The sequence below is a fragment of the Algoriphagus faecimaris genome (assembly GCF_900101705.1).
GTDB lineage: Bacteria > Bacteroidota > Bacteroidia > Cytophagales > Cyclobacteriaceae > Algoriphagus > Algoriphagus faecimaris.
In genome coordinates this window covers 95768-117889 of record NZ_FNAC01000006.1, presented here as the reverse complement: position 1 = coordinate 117889, position 22122 = coordinate 95768, and the positions used below count along the sequence as shown (strand labels likewise).

Genomic DNA, 22122 nt, shown 5'->3' with positions numbered 1-22122 from the left:
ATAGAATAGCCATGAAAAATATATACATAAGCTTATTTAGTTTCCTATTGATTCTTAGTACAGTAGGATGTATGAGAGAAGAATTTGAAGATCTTCCACTAGCAAGATATAGCAGAACTGCTGATATTTTCACTGATAATTTCGTTGGTTTGGGCTCAGACTTTTATTTTCCATTTCAAGGAGCTAAGCCAGATGTCTTTTCTGTAGATGAGAGTGAAAGCTATGAAGGTATCGCATCAATCCGAATTGATGTTCCGGATGCAAATGATCCGGGAGGAAATTTTGCCGGTGCGATATTTAGAATCGACGGATCCGGGCGTGATTTGCAGGATTATAATGCGCTGACTTTTTATGCGAGGGCCTCTCAAGCAGCTACGATCAATGAAGTAGGCTTCGGTCAAGATTTCGAAGGCGATACATACCGTGCCTTCAGAAGGAATGTGCAATTCACTACCAATTGGCAGAAATTTATCATTCCCATCCCTGATCCATCCAAGCTACTGCAAGAGCGTGGTGTTTTCCAGTTTGCCGCAGGAGGGATTGGACTAGAGGGCGAAGAAGTAGGTTTTTCCTTTTGGATAGATGAATTGAGGTTCGAAAATCTCAGCTCACTTGCTCAGCCACTTCCTAGAATTGCTAATGGAGAAAACCAATCCGTCAGTTCATTTGATGGAGTCACTTTACCTGTGACTGGAACAGAGGTTATTCTCAATGCGGATGGCGTTGACATTTCAGTTGTCGCTTCCCCTGCTTATTTCAATTTTAGATCTTCTAATCCAGCTGTTGCCACTGTCAACAACCTAGGTCAAGTATCAATCCTCAGCGCGGGTAATTCGACGATTACAGCTACGATCGGCTCAGAGGAAAATGAAATAAATGCTGCCGGTTCATTGACTGTCAATTCCAATGGTCCATTTGATGCTGCCCCTACTCCACCGATAAGAAATCCAGGAAATGTAGTCTCCATTTTCAGTGATGCTTACAACAATGTGCAAGTGGACAATTACAACGGATTCTTTGAATTTGCCACTACACAAGGAGGGGCAATTAATATTGCGGGTGATAATATCATAAGCTATACTAATTTGAATTTCGTCAGTGTGAATATGTTCAATTCACCAGATGTGGATGCCTCTGCAATGACTCATTTGCATGTGGACATCAATGTCAGAGAAAATGTAGATCCTGGAGATTTCCTCCGCCTACAAATCATAAACAACAACGGACCTACAGAAACATCAGGTGCGGTTAATTTGGTCAACTATCAGCCGCTATTGACAGAGGAATGGGTGAGTTATGATATACCATTGAGCGATTTTGTAGGTCTGGGTGAAACTAACGATGTAGATTTAATATTTTTCATCTCAGATGGCACCATCTCCGACATTTTTGTAGATAATATTTATTTCTATAGATGATCAGTCTATGCTAAAATTTAAATGAGAAGAACGCATGAATACCACTTATAAAATTTTCAGTTTTTTCCTTATCCTTTCTTTTGGATTCCTACTTACAAGCGGGTGCATGGATACCAATGAACTGCCGGATAGAGGATATACTTTAGTTTGGTCAGATGAATTTGACGGAACTACAGGCGACCCCCCGAATCCGGAATTTTGGAATTATGACATCGGTACAGGGATAGATGGCTGGGGGAATAATGAACTTCAGTATTATACAGACCGAACCGAAAACATCCATATTGACGGTAAAGGTAACTTGGTAATAAAGGCCATCAATGAACCATTTGCCGGTAGAAATTTCACTTCAGCCAGAATTACGACTAAGGGACTGAAAGAATTTAGGTTTGGAAGAATAGAAGCACGAATCAAGACTCCATTTGGTCAGGGACTTTGGCCTGCATTCTGGATGCTTGGAGCAAATATTGACGGGGTTGGGTGGCCGCAAGCTGGAGAGATTGATATCATGGAGCTAAGAGGTCAGGAACCAAGAAGAATTATTGGATCTATCCATGGACCAGGGTATTCTGCAGGCGATGCGATTTCAGGATACTTCCAACTCTTTGACTCAAGATTTGATACAGAATTCCATGTGTTTGCTGTCGAATGGGGAGCTGATTTCATTGATTTCTTTGTAGATGATAGACTCTATAATCGGCTAAGTCCGGAAGATCTTCCTGCTGGTTCTGAGTGGGTTTTTGACAGGCATTTTTTCCTTCTATTGAATGTGGCAGTAGGTGGAAATTTCGTAGGACCCGTTTCCCCAAATACTCGTTTTCCACAAACCATGCTCATCGACTATGTCCGAGTATATCAATAAATAATCACATTAAACCTAAAAGAACATGATTAGGAAATTTAGACTAGATCTAATACTAAGTTTTTTAGTACTCGGGTCAATAATAACAATGGTAAGCTGTACAGAAGAGGACTTAATCATCCCTCCCCCTAAAGCAGGATTTACCTTTTCCATTGATGAGGAAACTGGCGGAATAGTTACTTTCAATAATACTTCTGAAGAGGCGGAGACCTTTCAATGGGATTTTGGGGATGGAACATTCTCTACATTGAGTAATCCAAGAAAAGTTTACATGGAGGATGGAACCTATGAGGTCTCCTTGACTGCAACCAATGCAGGTGGTTCTAGTATAGAAACTCAAACTATTACCATCGAATTGATTGTCATCATAACCGATGAAGATCCTCCGGTGATTACCCTTACAGGTGAACCTGTGATTGAACTTGAAATCGGTGATGAATTTACCGATCCAGGGGCTGTGGCCAATGATGAAGTCGATGGAGATATTTCAGAGAATATCGAGGTGACTGGGGAAGTAAATCCACTTCAGCCTGGAGAATATGTCCTTACTTATAATGTATCAGATGCTGCTGGAAATGCAGCAGAAGAAGTGACCCGAACCGTCACCGTAAATTATGATGATGGGCTATTGGTCAATGGGGACTTTGAGCAGGGAGAGGAAGGCTGGATTGGTAATGGCCTGGAAGTTAGAGAAGAAGGTGGTAATCAGTTTTCTTTTTCAAACGTCACTACAGCTGGCAATCCATTTGATGTCAATGTCAGTCAGGTACTACCTATCCGTTCAGGTAGTACTTATCGACTTTCTTTTAATGCCGTCACAGACGTGGAAGATGGGAGAACTATTTTGGCTGGTATTGGTCTCAATGAAGATCCCTTTACTAATGTAACCGAGGAGTTTTCCTTGACCACAGATGAACAGCGCTTTAGTGCTGAGTTCACTGCAAATTTTGATAGTGATAACAGTCGAGTAATTTTTGACATGGGGGCTGAATTGGGAGTAGTTGTTTTAGATAATGTTTCTCTGGAGCTTCTATCTCAAAATATAACCTCCCTCCCGCTAACTTTTGAAGACGGTGAAGTGCAAACTACCGTTTTCAATGGAGCCGCATTCGAAGTCGTTGAAGATCCTGAAAATTCAGGTAATACAGTGGGTAAGTTGACCAATTCTGGAGTTGAGTTCGAGGGTATGTTCTTTTCACTGTCTACACCGGTAAATTTCAGTAGTGATAAATTGATCTCAATGCGATTCAATACTTCTACAGCGGGTGTGCCGGTTTTGATGAAGTTTGAAGGCGGGACCGCAGATCCTGTAGAAGTTTCAGTGGTAGCAGAGACCACAGGTTGGCAAAACCTTATTTTCGATTTTGATGCTGCGACAGCCTCGTATTCGCAACTTACCCTTTTTGTAGACGGTCCGGGAGCTACTGCTGGAGACTTTTACATAGATGATATTACTCAGACTAATGGCCAAGGCTCGGGAGGCGGCGGTGAGGCTGGCTGCGAGGGAGAACCAGTTGCTGCGGTTTCTTTTCCAGTGACTTTCGAGACTTGCGAGTCTTTCATCAACACCTTCTTTGGTGAAGGCAGCCTAACTACTGAATTGGCCCCTAACCCATCTCAATCCGGTAACAATACCTCTGCCAACGCTCTGAAAGTAGTCAAAGCTGCTGGAACCAATCGATGGGCTGGTTTCCAAAATCCTTTCCCTGAAAACTTTGATACCAATAAAGCACTCAGGCTCAAAGTTTATTCATCTAAACCAAACACAGTATTTAGATTTGAATTGAATAGCTCACCACAGCCAGAAGGGTCTGGCAATCCTGGACCCCAATTCCGTACAGTGGAGGAAGCCAATACTTGGGTAGAATTAGAAGTATTGTTTACTGGTATTCCACCATCAAATACTGGCCTGAATCAAATAGTAATCAAGCCTGATAATCCCGATGGATCGGATGGAACATTCACAGAAACTACCGAGACCTACTACTTCGATGATATCACTTTTGTCGATGTTCAAAATGGAGGAGGAGACAATGGCGGTGGTGATAATGGTGGTGAAAATGAAACGGACAGTGGAACCAACATAGCCATCAATGGTGATTTTGAAACGGGTGATGATACTGGATGGATTTTGTTCCAAAATGGAGGTTTAGCTGAGCTAGACAATACCGAAAACAACGGCGGGTCTTGGTCTGGAAAATTAGCGACCGGAGGTCCAAGTAATCCAGCATTTAAGCAAGAAGGAATCGGTGCTGGTCAGGTGAGTGCAGGTGATGAGATTAGAGTAAGATTTGATCATAAAGGAGTCATCGTTCCACCTGGAGGAGTATTTAACGTATTGCTATTCGGAGAAGGAGCAAATGGTGCTTCATTCACTCACGTGTTTAATCCTGCTCCAGTCCCAGGAGAAGACTGGACTACCTTTACAGGATCCTTCACAATCCCCGCTGATGCTGATGTATCAAATGGGCTTTCTTTGTTGATTGAGGCTGTTTGTGGAGGAGATGCAGGATGTAGCGTAGAAGCTAATATTGACAATGTGAGGGTTTTTATAAATCCTTAATTAAATTACTCTTCTGAATGTATTTTAAAAGGTCAGGCCTAAAAACCTGACCTATTTCTAAAAATTATTTAATACGAACCCAATTAATATTGATTTCTAGTGAAGAAAAGTGAGTCTACCCAACTAAAGCAAGTTGAGATTAACAAGGAGGTTTATTATCAAATTTCAAATGTTGATAGCATCCCTCCCTTTTTTATAAGCCTTATCAGTCCGTTTAATCACTGGATCTTCATAGGAAGTAATGGTGGATTGACAGCTGGAAGGAAAGATCCTGAAAATGCCTTGTTTCCTTATTATACCGACGATAAGATTATCGAGTCCTCTGAGGTAACTGGCTCTAAAACGATTTTTAGGGTCCAAAAAGATGGTCAAACCTTCGTTTGGGAACCGTTTTCGATTCACTTTGCTACCCAATACAGATTGAGAAGAAATTTTTATAAAAATGTTCTCGGTAATAAAATCCTTTTTGAAGAAGAAAATCTTGACCTAAATCTCAGTTTTCAATATCAATGGGCTAGCAGTGACGTTTACGGCTTTGTCAAAACAAGTAAAATCACCAATCTCTCTAAATCCAACAGAAATATTTCATGCATAGACGGCATTCAAAATATCATGCCGCATGGTGTGGGAAGTGCGCTTCAAGGCATTAGGAGTAATCTGGTAGATGCTTACAAACGAAACGAATTAGAATCAGAAAGCGGAATAGGGATTTTTGCCTTGAGTGCAATCATTGTGGATAAAGCCGAACCTAGCGAGGCATTGAAAGCGAGTATTGCTTGGTCGGTAGGATTGGAAAATGGAAAAAGGCTTCTCTCCTCTTCTCAGCTCGATGCTTTTAGAAGTGGACAATCCATCAAAGAAGAAACTGATATCAAAGCTCAAAGAGGAGCTTATTTCGTAGTCAAAGATTTTGAATTATCGGCTGATGAAAGCAAGGAATGGATGATTGTAGCCGACATCAACCAAAATGTCTCTCAAATTATGGCCTTGGCTAAGGCGATCAAAAATGATTCTGAATTAATTTCAAAAGTCAAAGCTGATATCCGTAGGGGTTCTCAGGAATTGATCAAACTTAATGCTGCTTCGGACGGATTACAATTGACCGCCGATAAGTTGAAAGATACCCGGCATTTTGCCAATACGATGTTTAACATCATGCGAGGCGGGATTTTCGATAATAATTATCTAATTGAAAAATCTGATCTAAAGAACAATCTCCTGAATGCCAACCGTGAGCTTTTCGCACTGCACAAAAGTAGTGTTGAAGCTCTTCCTGACGTATTTCCAATTTCTCAATTGAAAGAATTGGCTAATAAATCTAGCGATCAGGATTTCAAGCGACTCTGTCTTGAATATCTTCCCTTGAAGTTTAGCCGAAGACACGGAGATCCTAGCCGACCTTGGAACAATTTTTCTATTAACACACGCAACGAATCCGATGGATCCAAAGTGCTGGATTATGCAGGAAACTGGCGCGATATTTTTCAGAATTGGGAGGCTCTAGCACTCTCCTACCCTGAGTTCATCGAAGGGATGATTCTAAAGTTTCTAAATGCCTCAACATTTGATGGTTATAACCCCTATCGAATTACCAAAAATGGGATTGATTGGGAAAGAATCGAAGAAGATGATCCTTGGTCTTACATTGGATATTGGGGAGATCATCAGATCATTTACCTACTCAAGTTTTTGGAGTTTGCGGAAAATTATGCACCCGGTCGGTTGTCTCAGTATTTTTCCGAGGACATTTTTGTTTATGCCAATGTTCCATACAAGATCAAGCCCTATGAGGACATTTTGTCCAATCCAAAGGACACGATAGACTTCGATCATGAACTTGACCATGCTATCCAAAAGCGCTGGACTACAATTGGTTCGGATGCTGCTTTATTGCAAAATCGAAAGGGCACTATCCATCATGTCAATTTTATAGAAAAGATTTTGTGCTCTGTCTTGGCCAAAATCTCCAACTTCATCCCTGAAGGAGGAATTTGGATGAATACCCAAAGACCTGAATGGAATGATGCCAACAATGCCTTGGTGGGCAATGGGGTGTCAATGGTTACTCTTTATTACTTGAGGAGATTCTTAAGCTTCTTCGGTACTATTCTTGGCAAAAGTGCGAAAGGAGATGTCCAAGTTTCAGCGGAATTATTAGAATTTTTTAAGGGGACTTTCAAAGCGCTGACTGAAAGTCAACATTTGCTTTCCGGCAAAATCAGCAATAGGGATAGAAAAAGGGTTTTGGATAATTTGGGTATTGCAGGAAGTAAGTATCGCTCAAAAATCTATAAGGAGTCCTTTAGCAGTCAGCGGAAAGCATTGAGTATTCAAGAGGTGATTGATTTTTGTTCACTTTGCCAAAACTATCTAGAGCATACTATCCAAGCCAATAAGCGTGAGGATAATCTCTATCACGCTTACAACTTGATGACTTTAGAAAATGAAGAGGAAGTTTCTATCTCCTACCTCAGTGAAATGCTTGAGGGCCAGGTTGCGGCGCTTAGTTCTGGATACTTGAGTTCAGAAGAGGCACTTTCTACTTTAGACAGTCTCCGAAAGAGCAAATTGTATAGAGAAGATCAAAACAGTTATTTGCTTTATCCGAACAAGGAGTTGCCGGGCTTCTTGGAAAAAAATAACATCTCTTCTTCAGATGTGGCCAAGTCAGGGCTTTTGAAGCAATTGCTAGAAAATGGAAATAAAACGATCATTGAGCAGGATGTCAATGGAGACTACCATTTCAATGGGTCTTTCAAAAATGCAGCTGATTTAGCTTTGTCCTTAGAGAAGCTTGAGCAGGAGGAATATTCATTGACCCAATCGGATAAAAAAGAAGTATTGGACATCTTCGAAAAGGTCTTTAACCACAAGGCTTTCACCGGTCGATCAGGTACATTCTATGGGTATGAGGGGCTTGGATCCATTTATTGGCATATGGTTTCCAAACTTCAGCTTGCCAGTCTCGAGTGCTGTATCAAGGCTTCAAAAGAAAATGGTACCGATGAGACTCTCGCTATGTTAATCTCTCATTATTATGAAATTAACGAAGGAATTGGGGTTCACAAATCTCCGACAGCTTACGGTGCATTTCCCACTGATCCTTATTCCCACACTCCTGCAGGTAAAGGTGCTCAGCAACCTGGAATGACAGGTCAAGTAAAAGAAGACATTATTAGCAGGTTTGGAGAACTTGGAGTTTTTATTTATCAAGGAAAACTCATCTTCGATCCATTTATGCTAAAGAGATCAGAATTTTTGACCAAGAGTCAGATTTTTGAATATGTAGATGTACAGGGTGAATCTATCAAAATCCCAATAGGAGAAAATGCACTTTGTTTTACGTTTTGTCAAGTTCCTATGATATATGAATTAGGTACAGAAAACTCAATAGAGATATTCCTAGAGAAGGGAATCAAAAAGTTACAAGAGGACACATTAGAACTAAACAAAGACTTAAGCCAAAAAATATTCAACCGGACAGGAGAAATAAAGAAACTAGTGGTCCGCCTCAAAAAATCGGATTTGAAGTAAGGAATCTTTTTTCAAAATTTCATGACAAAAAAATTCAACACGGAACAGGACCATTCGCAAAAAGTCGAGACACTTATTGCTCAGATGACTCTTGAGGAGAAAATCGGGCAAATGAGTCAAATACGGCATTTTGATGAGGGCTCTCCAGAAGCAATCAAGACCAAATTTATCGGTTCGGTGATCCATACCCAAGGGCCGCTACCGGGAAAAGATGCCTTCGAGTGGCAGGCTACGTTTATTGAGCTTCAAAAAAAGGCTTTGTCCACTCGACTAAAAATACCTCTACTTCTGGCAGTCGATGCAGTACATGGACAAAATACCTACGAGGGAGCGACTATTTTCCCCCATAATATCGGTTTGGGTGCCGCTGGAAATGCGGATTTGGTAGAAAAGGCAGCCGCCATCACAGCCATTGAGTCCAAGGCAACCGGCTTCAATTGGGTATTTTCTCCCTGTGTAGCTATTCCCTTCAATGAAAAGTGGGGACGATTCTATGAGGCGTTTTCTGAAAGTACTGATCTCACCACTAAGCTGGCCCAAGCTTCAGTATTGGGACACCAAGGCCACAATGGAGTTTTGGGAGTAATGGCTACGGCCAAGCATTTTATCGGAGATGGTGCGACCGACTTTGGGCTAGAGGGTGGCAGTACCAGTCTTAGCCAAGAGGAAGTGATCGAGCGATTACTCCCCCCCTATCAAGCTGCCATCCAATCAGGTGTAGCCAGTATCATGGCCTCTTTCAATACCCTAGATGAGATTTCTATGCATGCGCACAAGGCTATGATTTCGGGTCTTTTGAAGGAGCGTCTTAATTTTCAAGGAATAGTAGTATCGGACTGGAAGGCCTACTCTCGTTTTGGAGAAAATGATATTATTAATGCCGGTATTGATATGGTAATGGCAGTTGATGGTGACCTGGATGACTTTCAAAATGGACTCCAGGAGGCTGTAAGGCAGGGAATAGTTCCCATGGAGCGAATCAATGATGCAGTGAGAAGAATTTTAAGACAGAAATTCCGCTTCGGTCTTTTTGAAAATCCTTTTCCCGAAAAAAGTCTCATTACCAAAATAGGCATTCCAGAACATAGAGAAGTTGCCAGACAAGCAGTACGAGAATCCTTGGTGCTTCTGAAAAACGTAAATAATACGCTACCCTTAAACCCAACTTCTAAACTAGTGGTGGTGGGTCCATTTGCTGATAACTCCGGTTTACAATCCGGTGGTTGGACAGTTGATTGGCAGGGAACTTCTGAAAATTATACTGGAGCGACTACGATTTTGGATGGTATCAAAAAGTTTTCACATCAAGAAGTGATATACGACCCAGAGGGAAAAGCAGAGGTAGAAAATGTAGATGTCGCTGTGATAGTAGTTGGAGAAAATCCCTATGCAGAGTTTTTTGGAGATGTAGGTGGGGAAATGGACCTCTTTCAACTTTCACTTACTGAAGAGCATCAGCGTTATATCAAAGCCTATCAAGAAAAAGGGATCAAAACAGTAGTAATTCTGATTTCAGGCAGGCCGCTGCTCATCTCTCAAGAGATCGAGCAGAGTGATGCTTTCGTTTCGGCCTGGCTTCCTGGTTCAGAAGGGGATGGAATAGCTGAGGTACTTTTTGGCCTATTTGATTTTAAGGGAAAGCTTCCTCATTCCTGGCCAAAATCACTTAACGATTTTAAGGGAAAGTACGGCCCTAATTTTTGGGATGTGTCTATCAAACCTCTTTTCCCTTTGGGTTTTGGCTTAAACTATTCATCGTCGAAATGAAACTGAAAATACATAAGTACTCGCTCACCAAACTATTTTAGCATGCATTCGATCTTCAAATCATTTATTATCGGAGCAGCCGTAATGGCTAGCTTTTCCTGCAGCGAAAAATCAACCGATGTTCAATCAGAAAAACCAAAAGAAGTGACCGCAAAAGACATTTTAGGAAATCCCGCATACCAAGCCATATCATTCGGAGGCTATAGAGAACGATCAAGGGATATACAGCCTACAGTAAAACAACTCAAGGAAGACATGAAAATCTTGTCGGCTATGGGTATCAGAATCGTGCGAACCTATAATGTGCAGTTGCCTCATGCTTCTACCCTACTGAAGGCGATTAGGGAACTCAAGAACGAAGATGAAAATTTTGAAATGTATGTGATGCTTGGGGCTTGGATAGATTGTAAAAATGCATGGACAGATTTAGAGCCCGACCACAATGTGGAAAGCGAGCAAAACGAAGGAGAAATCGAGCGAGCCGTCGAACTTGTCAATCAATATCCTGACATTATCAAGATTCTGGCCGTAGGCAACGAAGCGATGGTCCGATGGGCTACGAGTTATTTTGTACAACCCTCTGTGATTTTGAAATGGGTCAATCATCTTCAAAGCTTAAAAGATGCCGGAGAGCTTCCAAAGGATCTTTGGGTCACCAGTTCGGATGATTTTTCATCTTGGGGTGGCGGTGATCCAAGTTACCACACCGATGACTTGATGAAGCTTGCCCATGCCGTTGATTACGTTTCTATTCATACCTATCCGTATCACAACAGCCATTATAATCCGGATTTTTGGAGAGTACCTGTAGAAGAATCTAAGCTTTCAGAACTGGAAAAAGTCGATGCGGCTATGCTTCGTGCACGGGATTTTGCCAAAATGCAATATGACTCCGTGGCCAATTACATGAAAAGTATAGGAGTAGAAAAACCTATTCATATCGGAGAAACCGGTTGGTCTAGCGTTTCTGACGGGTTTTACGGTGATGAAGGTTCTCGTGCTGCCGATGAGTATAAACAAGCGCTCTATTACAAGCACATGCGGGAATGGACTAATGAAGCGGGGATTTCCCTTTTTTACTTTGAAGCTTTTAATGAGCAGTGGAAAGATGCTGCTAACCCCATAGGTTCAGAAAACCACTTCGGGCTTTTTGGATTAAAAGGCGAAGCCAAATTTGCGCTGTGGGACTTGGTCGATCAGGGGATTTTTGAAAATCTTACCCGTGATGGTAACCCTATTGTGAAAACTTATAATGGAGAAAGAGACAAGTTGCTCAAAGAAGTAAAGGCACCACCTGTCAAATGGAATCAGTAAAAATCTAATTCAAATTCAATCTAACCATGTAATCACCAAACCCTAAATAACTATGTCAACCACATCTAAAACAGTTCCGATGGGCCAAAAAATTGCCTTCGGAATGGGTATGTTAGCCAATCAAATGTTTCCTGCTTCTCTAGGAATATTCATGGTGGTGCTGGTACAGAACTTGGGATTCCCAGGCTGGATGTGGGGAATGGTTTACTTCCTTCCTCGCGTTCTTGATGCTGTAACAGATCCTATTATGGGCTTCATCTCAGATAATACCAAATCTGTTTGGGGAAGAAGGAAACAATATGTGTTTTTAGGAGCTATCGTCATGGGAGTCACCTTTTCAGTGATGTGGCAACTCTACGGGGAAAATAGTGTGAATTATAACTTCACCTATTTCCTACTTTGTTCATTTGGTTTTTATATAGGGCTTACCATTTTCAGTGTGCCTTATGTGGCTATGGGCTATGAGATGAGTGAGGATTTTCATGAACGTACTCAAATTATGGCCATAGCTCAGTGGATTGGACAGTGGGCTTGGGTGATCGCTCCATGGTTTTGGGTCATCATGTATGAGCCCTCTTGGTTTCCTAGTCCCGAAGCAGCTACCCGTCAGCTTTCAATTTGGGTAGGTGTCATCTTTGCCATTTTTGCCATGGTACCGGCTATTTTCATTCCCAGTAAATCGACCAAAAACGAGAACTTTTCTCCACTGACTTTCAGTGCAATAGGTGATAGTGTCAAGCAAATTATCAAGGGCTTTAAAGAAGCTTTTTCTTCTCGACCATTTAGAAAACTGTGTATCTCTACATTTTTCATTTTTAATGCTTTCAATACTGTTGCTGGCTTTGTGTTTTTTATAGTGGTTTGGCATTTGTTCAGCGGAGATGCAGGAGCTGCCGGCTATTGGACTCCCATATTCGGGAGTGTTGGGGCTTTGGTAACTACTTTTATTGTCATTCCTATCGTTGCTTGGATGTCTAAAAAAATCGGTAAGAAAAATGCCTTTATGGTGTCTCAGGGTATCGCATTGGTAGGTTATGCATCTCTTTGGTTTCTTTTTGTGCCTGGCAAGCCTTGGATGTTTATTTTTTCTCTTCCGTTCCACTCTTTTGGTATCGGTAGCCTTTTTGTCTTGATGATGTCCATGACTGCCGATGTGATTGACCTCGACGAATTAAACTATGGTGTACGTCGTGAAGGTGTTTTTGGAGCTATTTACTGGTATATGGTAAAGTTCGGATTTGCTATTGCCGGTGGATTGAGTGGTTTGATTTTGACAGTAGTAGGCTTTGATGGAAATGCTGCAGTACAACCAGAAGGTGCAGTAGAAGGGCTTAGACTTTTCTTCTCAGGGCTTCCTATGCTTGGAACTATCGCTGCAATGTACCTTATGCATGACTACGATGTGGATGAGAATAGAGCTAATGAGATTCGTGCAGAGCTAGAAAAAAGAAAAGCTGAAAAGCTGAAACCCGAAAATATCTATACCTCCTATCAAGAAGCACCGCCTATTTGGCTTTCTGAAGTAGATAAAGCTGAAGTAGCAAAACTCAAAAGTAAATTTGAGGGTAAATCAACTGCTGATATCAAAGCGATGTTTGCTCAAGTCCTAGAGGGTGGATTTCATGGTTTATGTTTCAGTCCTTACCTGCAGGGTCAAAACATCGGTGATACCCTTTCCGAAGAACAGATTAGACGTAGGATGGAAATCATCGCACCACATACCCAGTGGGTACGCTCTTTCTCCTGTACGGATGGCAATGAACTGATTCCAAAAATAGCACGTGAAAAAGGCTTGAAAACGATGATTGGTGCTTGGCTAGGTACCGATAAAGCCAAAAATAAAGCAGAAATAGAACAACTCATCCTTCTGGCTAAAGCTGGTCTTGTCGACATCGCTGTGGTCGGGAATGAAGTATTACTTCGAGGCGAACTTACCGAAGCTGAAGTCCTTCAGTACCTAAAAGAAGTAAAACAAGCGCTTCCCGATGTGCAGGTGAGCTATGTGGATACTTACTTCCAGCTTTCGCAGCGGCCAGATGTTGTGGAGGCTTGTGATTTGGTCCTGGCCAACTGCTATCCATTCTGGGAAGGTTGTAGCATAGATCAAGCGCCTGTCTACCTACAGAAAATGCATGAAATGGTCAAAAATTCAGCCCAAGGCAAAGAGGTTATCATAACAGAAACAGGGTGGCCTGACTCAGGAGAAGCAATGCATGCGGCACTGCCTTCTCCAGAAAATGCAATGAAGTACCTTACTGCTTCCAATGAATGGGCACAGAATGAAGGCATAGCTTTGTTTAACTTCTCTTCATTTGACGAACCGTGGAAAGTGCATCATGAAGGTGAAGTAGGGCAAAGCTGGGGAATTTGGAACAAAAACGAAACCTTAAAATACTAATACCTATGTCATTTAATGCTGACAAAGTGATGGCTCTTGCCGGCAAAAACCTGCAAGGACTACCCTATCAACAATTAGCAGAATCCCTCAACGAATTGCTTCAAGAAGGAATGCATGGAATCTGTTTTAGCCCCTATGTGGAGGGACAGCAGCCCGGAGATACGCTGACTGAAGAGCAAGTGCGCAGAAGACTTGAAATTATCCGTCCATATACCAATTGGGTGAGGTCATTTTCCTGTACCGATGGAAACGAATTGATCCCTATTATCGCAAAAGAATTGGGAATGAAAACACTAGTCGGAGCCTGGCTGGGAAAAGATGATGAGATTAACCAAAAAGAAATTGAAGGGCTGATCAAACTAGCCAAGGAAGGTCATGTGGATATTGCTGCTGTGGGAAATGAAGTCATGTACCGAAAAGATTTAACTGAAGATCAACTGCTTGAATTTATCGATAGGGTTAAAAAAGAGCTTCCCAAGACTCCGATAGGCTATGTCGATGCCTATTATGAATTTGAAAATAAGCCAAGAATTACCGACGCCTGCGATGTGATTCTTGCCAATTGCTATCCATATTGGGAAGGTTGTGCTTTAGACTACTCCTTATTGTACATCAAAGACATGTACCATCGAGCAGTAAGGGCTGGAAAAGGAAAAAAAGTAATTATTACGGAGACTGGCTGGCCAAGTCAAGGAACACCTCTATACGGCGCTGTGCCCTCCGATGAAAATTTTATGAAATATTTCATCAACATTCAAAGCTGGTCCAAATTGGAATCTGTTGATGTATTTTATTTCTCCTCTTTTGATGAGTCCTGGAAAGTCGGTGCTGAAGGAGATGTCGGTGCTTATTGGGGGATTTGGGATAAGGATGAAAAGTTGAAATACTAAAGTCACAAGGGCTATTTTGATTTTGAAATAGCCCTCTTTTATTTTTTTTGGTAAATGAAGGAGTGATTTTTTTGATTTTCCACTAAATTTTTTCCCGACTTGCCTAAATAAATCTAAGGATTTTTCCGATTTGATTTCTAAAGAAAATTTTGGCCTTTTCTCCTGTTTAAGAGAAACATGATGGTTGTATATATCCAAATCTTCCTATTTGGTTGGATTTTAATTTTAGCTTAAAAAATTAGCTGGGTCAGGTTTTTTCAGATTTTAATTCCTAGAACCAGCTTAACATGTCCGGCCTCAATTCAAAAAAATTGAAATTTTTCTGTGGTCACACAATCCAATACGCTATACCACTGCGTAATTCCCTACATCAAGATCATATAGATCTTTTCATTCTAACCCTTTATAAACATTTAACTATTATTTATTATGAACTACAGCAAACAAATTTTTGGAGGACTGTTAATACTCTTCTCCGGATTGTTTTTCGCTTGTAATGACAACGAAGAACCCATGATGCCCGCACCCATGCCAACGGGTGATTCGAAAACATTTCAGTTAGGCTCAGTTTCTAATCCTTCTATATCCGGAACGGCTGAGTTTATTGAAAACGATGATAATACAACTACTATCAATCTACGACTTTCCAATACTAGTCCTGGAGGAATGCATCCTGCACATATTCATATGAATACTGCGGCTGAAGGTGGTGACATTGCCTTGACTTTAGGTGTAGTAGATGGAAGTACAGGTATGAGTACTATTACTGTGGATTCGTGGGACGATGGTACGGCAGCCTCCTATTCGGATTTTCTTTCCTATGACGGTTATATCAATGTTCACAATTCTATGCAGGATTTAGGAACATTGCTAGCTCAAGGCGATATCGGGGTAAACGAACTCACAGGAGAAAGCAAAACATATAATCTAGCCGCCGTAGACATAGAATCCATCAGCGGTACGGCGACCTTTAGTAAGCGTGTTAATGGTGAAACATTAGCTCAAATCATGCTGATGAATACTCCTGAAGATGGAATGCATCCAGCCCATATTCACTTCAATACTGCAGCTGAAGGAGGAAATATTGCAGTTTCTTTTAATCCAGTCGATGGAGCAAGCGGAAGAAGTGTGACGAATATTTCAAGCCTAGATGACGATACTGCCATTTCTTATGATCAATTATTAAATTTTGATGGCTATATCAATGTACATCTCTCGATGGAAGATTTGGGTACTTTGGTTGCTCAAGGTGATATTGGACAGAATGAACTCACAGGAGAATCAAAAGAATATGCGCTTGGTGAAAGAGACGTGGAAGGAATTTCCGGTACGGCTACATTCTTTGAGCGAGTAAACGGTGAATCATTGGCTGAAATCATGCTCATGAATACTCCTGAGGACGGTATGCATCCCGCTCATATTCATTTCAATACAGCTTTAGAAGGTGGAGATATAGCCTTTTCATTTGAACCGGTTAATGGCGCCACAGGTATGAGTAAGACGAATGTATCTACGCTAGATGATGGTACAGCTATCTCCTACTCAGAGATTCTTGATTTTGATGGCTACATCAATGTGCATTTGTCAATGGATCAATTGGCTACTATCGTAGCCCAAGGTGATATTGGATCCAATGAGTTAACGGGTGAGTCCATGAGCTACAACTTGATGGAAGTAGATTTGCCAGGAGTAAGCGGAACGGCCACATTCAGAGAGCGTAAAGATGGCTCCACACTAGCTATTATTGCTCTTGAAAATACAGAGGAAGGTGCTATGCATCCTGCTCATATTCATGAAAACAGTGCCGCTGAAGGTGGAGATATCGTCTTCACATTTAACCCTATCGATGGCACAACAGGAATGAGCATGACCAATATCATGACGCTGGATGGCGGTATGGCAATTTCTTACAGCGATTTATTGGATTACAACGGCTATATCAATGTTCATCTTTCTATGGAACAGTTAGCCACCCTAGCAGCTCAGGGTAATATCGGAAGTAATGTGAATTAATTAGGTTTTTGGTTAGAGTTGGGAAGGCTCGGTTCATTGGACCGGGCTTTTTTTATTTTTCCAGATCCTCTAACCTCAAACTCAAATCGTACTGCAAATCTTCATGGAGTCCTGAAAGCAATTTTTTCGCTTTGCCTACTTGAATCTGGTACAAGTTGTCAATCACCAGATTGCGAAAATTTAAAAATCCATATTCCTTCAAGCGCTCACAGAAAAAAATGATTGCTTCTACTTGATCTTCCTTCTTTTTAGAGAGCTTGAGCAGCTTATTCAGTTTCCTTCTAATAGCTTGAGCCGATTTTTTTGCATAATAAGCATGATTCGTATTAGACTTTTGAAATTCCATTTCCAATTCCTCCTGAACCATTTCCAAGTAGAGATTTGGATTGTCTTTTTCCTGAAGTTTGAAAAATAAATAGGCTTTGTTTTCTCTATTGAACTTAGCTAAATCTGCTATAACCTCAATTAATTCTTTTTCTGACAATAGCCCTAACTCTTTTTTTATTTGGGCAAGACTGGGGAAATTCATCATCATTTACTTTACGAGTACCTACTTTTAAATTTGGTTTTGAAGGTATAAAAATAGCCAGAGATAAAGTTATTCGTTTATCAATTCAATTTTGCGCTAGATCAATTTATAATTACCGCTTACCAAAATTTATTGATGAAATACCATCAAAGTAGTAAGTTTAAGACAACAAATAGGATAAGATGGAAGCTTACGGGCAAATATTATTGATAGCGATGCCAGCCTTTTTTGGTTTGGTCTTGTTTGAGAAGTTCTACGGAATTTGGAAAGGAAACGATACCGTTCCTCTCAATGATATGATTGCCAGCCTAAGTTCGGGCATTACCAATGTCACTAAAGATGTTCTAGGTCTCAGTTTGGCTGTAATTTCTTACCAATGGCTACACTCCAAGTTGGGTTTTTTTCAGATTGAAGACAGCTGGCTAGTTTATTTGATTGCTTTTTTCGCTTTGGATTTTGCCGGTTATTGGACGCATCGAATCGCACATGAGTACAATTTGTTTTGGAATAATCACATCATCCACCACAGTAGTGAGGAGTTTAATTTAGCCTGTGCGCTGAGACAGAGTATTTCATCTATAGTGAAGATTTTTGCCATCTTTCTACTGCCTGCAGCGCTTTTGGGGGTTCCGCCTGAGGTAATCGCTATCGTGGCCCCTTTACATTTATTTGCTCAGTTTTGGTATCATACCCGACATATCGGCAAGATGGGTTTTTTGGAAAAAATCATTGTCACTCCCTCTCACCATCGTGTACACCATGCCATCAACCCAGAATATTTGGATAAAAATTACGGACAGATTTTCATCTTTTGGGACAAATGGTTTGGTACGTATCAAGAAGAGCAAGATGATATTCCTGCTGTCTACGGGGTCACACGGCCTGTCAGGACTTGGAATCCGATAAAGATTAACTTTATGCACCTGTGGCTATTGATCAAGGATGCATGGAGAACAGAAAAGTGGTCCGATAAACTTAAAATCTGGTTTATGCCCTTAGGTTGGAGACCAGACGATGTCACAGAAAAGTATCCGGTCGATAAAATCGAGGACGTTTATCATTTCGAAAAGTACAATCCCGAACTATCAAAAGGTCTGTTGATCTGGAGTTTTGGACAGTTGATTGTTTTATTACTACTTATCAGTTATTTATTTAGTAATCTCGCAGCTATTGGCTCACCAGGCATTTTTTATTATGGCGCTTTTATCTTTTTGACGGTTTACTCCTACACTGAACTGATGGATAGAAATCCAAATGCCTGGGCTTGGGAACTCTTAAAGAGCGCATTTGCTTTTTATATCTTATTGAGTTCGGGAGATTGGTTTGGTCTTAATTCCTATTTACCCGGCGCTGTTTATTTCTTGGTTTTCTACCTTGCTTTGTCTTTCATACTCTCGATTTGGTTTTCCTCCAAAAAGGAAAGTATGGTCATCGCCAATTAACCCATTCCCCTTTTTATGAAAGAGCTTCGAGATATTATCCATGCTTACGAAGTGTCAAAATCGGAAAATCTCGCTGTTGCTTTGGCTACGGTGGTCAAAGTCGATGGTTCTGCGTATAGGCGTCCCGGTGCACGGATGCTTGTGACTCAGGAAGGAAATCTCACTGGAGCAATCAGCGGGGGCTGTTTGGAAGGAGATGCGTTAAGAAAGGCACAAGCGGTTATTTTTCAGCAAAAATCAATGCTTGTAACTTATGACACCACGGATGAGGATGATCAGAAATTTGGAGTGGGTTTAGGATGTAATGGGATAATTCATGTCCTCATAGAACCAATAGAATTTGAAAATCCTGAAAATCCAATCGAATTAATCAAGTTGGCCTTGTCTGAAAGGACTCCTTCTCTACTCCTTACCTTGTTTTCTGTTCCTAATTCAAAATCTGAGCAGGTTGGAACTATCTATTTACAAAAAGCTGATCAAAGCTATGGGAACTTAGATTCCTTAGAGCCCGAATTTAAGGCTTTGCTTTTGCGAGAAATGGAGTTAATCGAGCCTTCCCAAAACCGGATAAAAGAGTATCCGGGTGAAGCTCAATTTTCTGTTTTCTTTGAATTGATAAAACCTGTGACTCGACTATTACTTTTTGGTGCAGGCAATGACACCATGCCCCTCGCCAAAATGGCTGACATCCTGGGTTTTGAATTGATCTTGGTAGACGGAAGAAAGAATCTGGCAACTAGTAGCAGATTTCCTTCTGCAAAAAGAATCATTCAAGGGCCAGCAGAGGAAATTATTGATCAAATTGAAACGGATATCTATACCGTGGCTTTACTGATGACCCACAATTTCGAGTACGAGGCTATTGTTCTCAAAAAGTTACTCGGATTCATGATCCCCTATATTGGGATATTAGGGCCGAAAAGGAAAACCGAAAAACTAATTCAACGATTGGAAAGTCAAGGGATTCAAGTTAGTACAGCTAATATCTACGCTCCTGTGGGGCTGGAAATTGGTGCAGAGACTTCTGAAGAAATTGCACTTTCTATTCTAGCTGAAATCAAAGCTGTTTTAACTAATAAGAATCCCATATTTCTTCGAGAAAAGCCAGGGCCTATTCACGAGGAGTTATTATGAAAACCGGGTTGATACTATTGGCTGCAGGCTCATCTTCTCGTTTAGGTAGTCCAAAGCAACTGATTGAATTTCAGGGTAAAAAGTTGCTACAAAAAGCTGTAGAAGAAGGGCTTAAAAGTAAGGTAGATTCGATGGTAGTTGTACTAGGCTGGAATCCAGAACTGATCAAATCAAGTTTTGATCCTAAAAAAACTCCTTTTGTAGTCAATACCAATTGGGAAGAAGGTATGGCTTCCAGCATGCAGACGGGACTTCGGTTTTTGATGGAGAAGGAAGATCCCGACCAAGTTATTTTGATGCTATGTGATCAGCCTTTTGTCGATGTATCTCTTTTGGATCGGATGATATTGGATAAAGAAGAACCTCGTAAAGGTATAGTGGCATGTGCTTATTCAGATACTTTGGGAGTTCCCGCCTTATTCGACAAGCATTATTTTGAGGAGTTGATGGCTCTGAAAGGTTCTGAGGGTGCCAAAAAAGTAATTCTCAGCCATGTAGAAGAGGTAATTGCTATAGATTTCCCTGAAGGTGAAATCGATTTGGATACAAAGGAAGACCTTATTCGGATACAAAAGTTATTTCCTTCCACCGAAGAATAAATACTTTTAAGCGTCTCTTAATTTATGGATAACTTGTCTGACCCAATTCACCGCTTGCTCTACCTCTTGGGAAGTGGTGCTTCTTCCCAAACTAAACCGAATCGAGGCCCTACCCAAATCTGAATCCAATCCCATAGCCTTGAGCACATGACTGGGTTTTGGTGTAATCGAAGTACATGCCGAACCCGAGCTCACCGCTACTTTTTGGTTAATTTTTTTGAGCAGCTCCTCTCCTTCTACGCCTGCAAATGCTATATTGGTAACATGCGGAAGCCGATTGTTTTGACTACCGTTCAAAAATGTATCTGAAAGCTCTAAAACTTGATTTTCTAATTGATTTCGAAGGACTTCTAGCCTCACCACCTCCTCTCCCATTTCTTGGTTTCGTAGGGAGCAAGCCTTTCCAAAACCCACGATTCCAGGAACATTTAAGGTTCCGCTTCGCATATTCTTTTCGTGACCACCTCCATGTATTTGTGGCCAAGGTTTTGGGAGTGAATGATTATGGCGTACGTAAAGTGCTCCAATTCCCTTTGGGCCATAAAGTTTATGTGCAGAAATAGCCATTAGATGAATTCCCTGAGTGAAAATCGGAATCTTTCCAGCTGCTTGTACTGCGTCCGTAAACAAGATAATATTCCTCGACTCAGCTAGCTGTGCAATTTTCTCGATGGGATGAATTATCCCTGTCTCATTGTTTGCCCACATGAGACAAATCATTTTGGTATGTGGAAGAATAGCTTTTTCCAGTCCTTCCAAATCAATTTCGCCAAGGGAATTAACGGGTAAATAGCTTACTTCAGCACCTTTTTTTTCGATTTCCTCAAACGTGTCAAGTACTGCTTTATGCTCAGATTTTGCAGTAATGAAATGTTGTCTTTCTCCTTGAAAAGCCTCAAATATTCCTTTGATTCCCAGATTTATTGATTCGGTAGCTCCAGAAGTAAAAACGATTTCTTTGGATTTGGCACCGATCAACCTAGCCACTGCTTCTCGAGCCTCTTCCACCGCATTCTCAGCTATCCAGCCATAGGGATGATTTTTACTTGCTGCATTACCAAAATGCTCAGCAAAAAATGGAATCATGGCTTCAATCACTTCAGGCGCACATGGAGTTGTAGCATTATAATCTAGATAAATGGGATAGTTCATGGCTTGAAATTAAGGATTCTACTCCTTTTACTTAGGAGAATTGAGGCTCTTTTTCTTGTAGAATGTGATAAATAAGTTGAAATTCGATCATGCAAGAAACTTGGACCATAGATTTTCCCGCTACTACTGAACCTCTAGCTCTACTTCAACAGACCCTGAAGGAAAAGCAAATAGAGTTGGGTATTTTTCTCTCCTACTATTACAAAAGTGAAGGAGCTGTGGCAGAAAAGGCTGTTCTAGTGGAAACTCCTGAGTTTAGCACAGAAACAAGTGGTAATTTTACACTACAATTTGATTTGATACATTTTAATGCTTGCTTGGCCATTCATGAACAGGCCAAGGAAGAGATGAAGATCAGTTTTGAAATAGATGTGCAAAATGAAACTTTGCTGCTGAAAGGTGCCTACTGGCCGAGTAGGGAAATGGATGAAATTTAGTGCAAATTTCCAATGGATAAGAATCGAATCCCTATTTTATTGTAGTTGTAAATCCCTTCATTTAAAGTAA

Annotated in this window: 15 protein-coding genes; 13 read left to right on the top strand and 2 right to left on the bottom strand. The window is 41.0% G+C overall.

Annotation, left to right across the window (positions count from 1 at the left end):
- Positions 1-11 precede the first annotated feature (11 nt).
- The 9 genes from BLQ57_RS04855 (at position 12) to BLQ57_RS04815 (ending at position 16759) form a co-directional block, all read left to right on the top strand.
- Positions 12-1418 (top strand): Ig-like domain-containing protein, encoded by a 1407-nt coding sequence (locus tag BLQ57_RS04855; protein WP_169712703.1) that lies wholly within the window; start codon positions 12-14, stop codon positions 1416-1418.
- A gap of 34 nt (positions 1419-1452) precedes the next feature.
- Positions 1453-2280, top strand: a complete 828-nt coding sequence (locus BLQ57_RS04850; RefSeq protein WP_087938129.1) for a glycoside hydrolase family 16 protein — start codon at positions 1453-1455, stop codon at positions 2278-2280.
- Positions 2281-2368: 88 nt separating this feature from the next.
- Complete coding sequence (locus BLQ57_RS04845) at positions 2369-4843, top strand: carbohydrate binding domain-containing protein (protein ID WP_169712704.1); 2475 nt, start codon at positions 2369-2371, stop codon at positions 4841-4843.
- A 99-nt stretch (positions 4844-4942) separates the two neighbouring features.
- The gene (locus tag BLQ57_RS04840; RefSeq protein WP_087938131.1) at positions 4943-8377 is read left to right on the top strand and encodes a hypothetical protein; all 3435 of its coding nucleotides are present in this window, start codon (positions 4943-4945) and stop codon (positions 8375-8377) included.
- 21 nt (positions 8378-8398) lie between these two features.
- The gene (locus BLQ57_RS04835) at positions 8399-10144 is read left to right on the top strand and encodes a glycoside hydrolase family 3 protein (protein WP_087938132.1); all 1746 of its coding nucleotides are present in this window, start codon (positions 8399-8401) and stop codon (positions 10142-10144) included.
- 42 nt (positions 10145-10186) lie between these two features.
- Positions 10187-11458, top strand: coding sequence for a glycosyl hydrolase family 17 protein (locus tag BLQ57_RS04830; protein WP_087938133.1), 1272 nt, complete (start codon positions 10187-10189; stop codon positions 11456-11458).
- Positions 11459-11510: 52 nt separating this feature from the next.
- Positions 11511-13856: an MFS transporter gene (locus BLQ57_RS04825; RefSeq protein WP_240507735.1), complete on the top strand. Its 2346-nt coding sequence runs from the start codon at positions 11511-11513 to the stop codon at positions 13854-13856.
- A gap of 5 nt (positions 13857-13861) precedes the next feature.
- Complete coding sequence (locus tag BLQ57_RS04820; RefSeq protein ID WP_087938134.1) at positions 13862-14746, top strand: glycoside hydrolase family 17 protein; 885 nt, start codon at positions 13862-13864, stop codon at positions 14744-14746.
- Between the two features lie 429 nt (positions 14747-15175).
- On the top strand, positions 15176-16759 hold the full coding sequence (locus BLQ57_RS04815) for a CHRD domain-containing protein (protein ID WP_087938135.1): 1584 nt from the start codon (positions 15176-15178) through the stop codon (positions 16757-16759).
- 52 nt (positions 16760-16811) lie between these two features.
- On the opposite strand, the gene BLQ57_RS04810 is transcribed toward BLQ57_RS04815, so the two are convergent.
- Positions 16812-17294: a hypothetical protein gene (locus BLQ57_RS04810; RefSeq protein WP_317042214.1), complete on the bottom strand. Its 483-nt coding sequence runs from the start codon at positions 17292-17294 to the stop codon at positions 16812-16814.
- 176 nt (positions 17295-17470) lie between these two features.
- Here BLQ57_RS04810 and BLQ57_RS04805 point away from each other — a divergent pair, with 176 nt between their 5' ends.
- From BLQ57_RS04805 to BLQ57_RS04795, 3 genes are read left to right on the top strand one after another with little or no spacing between them, the layout of a single operon-like run.
- The gene (locus BLQ57_RS04805) at positions 17471-18730 is read left to right on the top strand and encodes a sterol desaturase family protein (RefSeq protein WP_087938136.1); all 1260 of its coding nucleotides are present in this window, start codon (positions 17471-17473) and stop codon (positions 18728-18730) included.
- Positions 18731-18745: 15 nt separating this feature from the next.
- A complete protein-coding gene (locus tag BLQ57_RS04800; protein ID WP_087938137.1) occupies positions 18746-19864 on the top strand; it encodes an XdhC family protein in 1119 nt (372 codons plus the stop codon).
- Positions 19861-20463, top strand: coding sequence for a nucleotidyltransferase family protein (locus BLQ57_RS04795; RefSeq protein WP_087938138.1), 603 nt, complete (start codon positions 19861-19863; stop codon positions 20461-20463). The genes BLQ57_RS04800 and BLQ57_RS04795 overlap by 4 nt, the downstream gene beginning before the upstream one ends.
- 6 nt (positions 20464-20469) lie before the next feature.
- Here the strand turns inward: BLQ57_RS04795 and BLQ57_RS04790 are convergent, their stop codons facing one another.
- Entirely contained in the window at positions 20470-21615 is a 1146-nt protein-coding gene (locus tag BLQ57_RS04790; protein WP_087938139.1) for a cysteine desulfurase family protein, read from the bottom strand.
- Between the two features lie 89 nt (positions 21616-21704).
- Here BLQ57_RS04790 and BLQ57_RS04785 point away from each other — a divergent pair, with 89 nt between their 5' ends.
- Positions 21705-22052, top strand: a complete 348-nt coding sequence (locus tag BLQ57_RS04785; protein ID WP_087938140.1) for a hypothetical protein — start codon at positions 21705-21707, stop codon at positions 22050-22052.
- Positions 22053-22122: the final 70 nt, after the last annotated feature.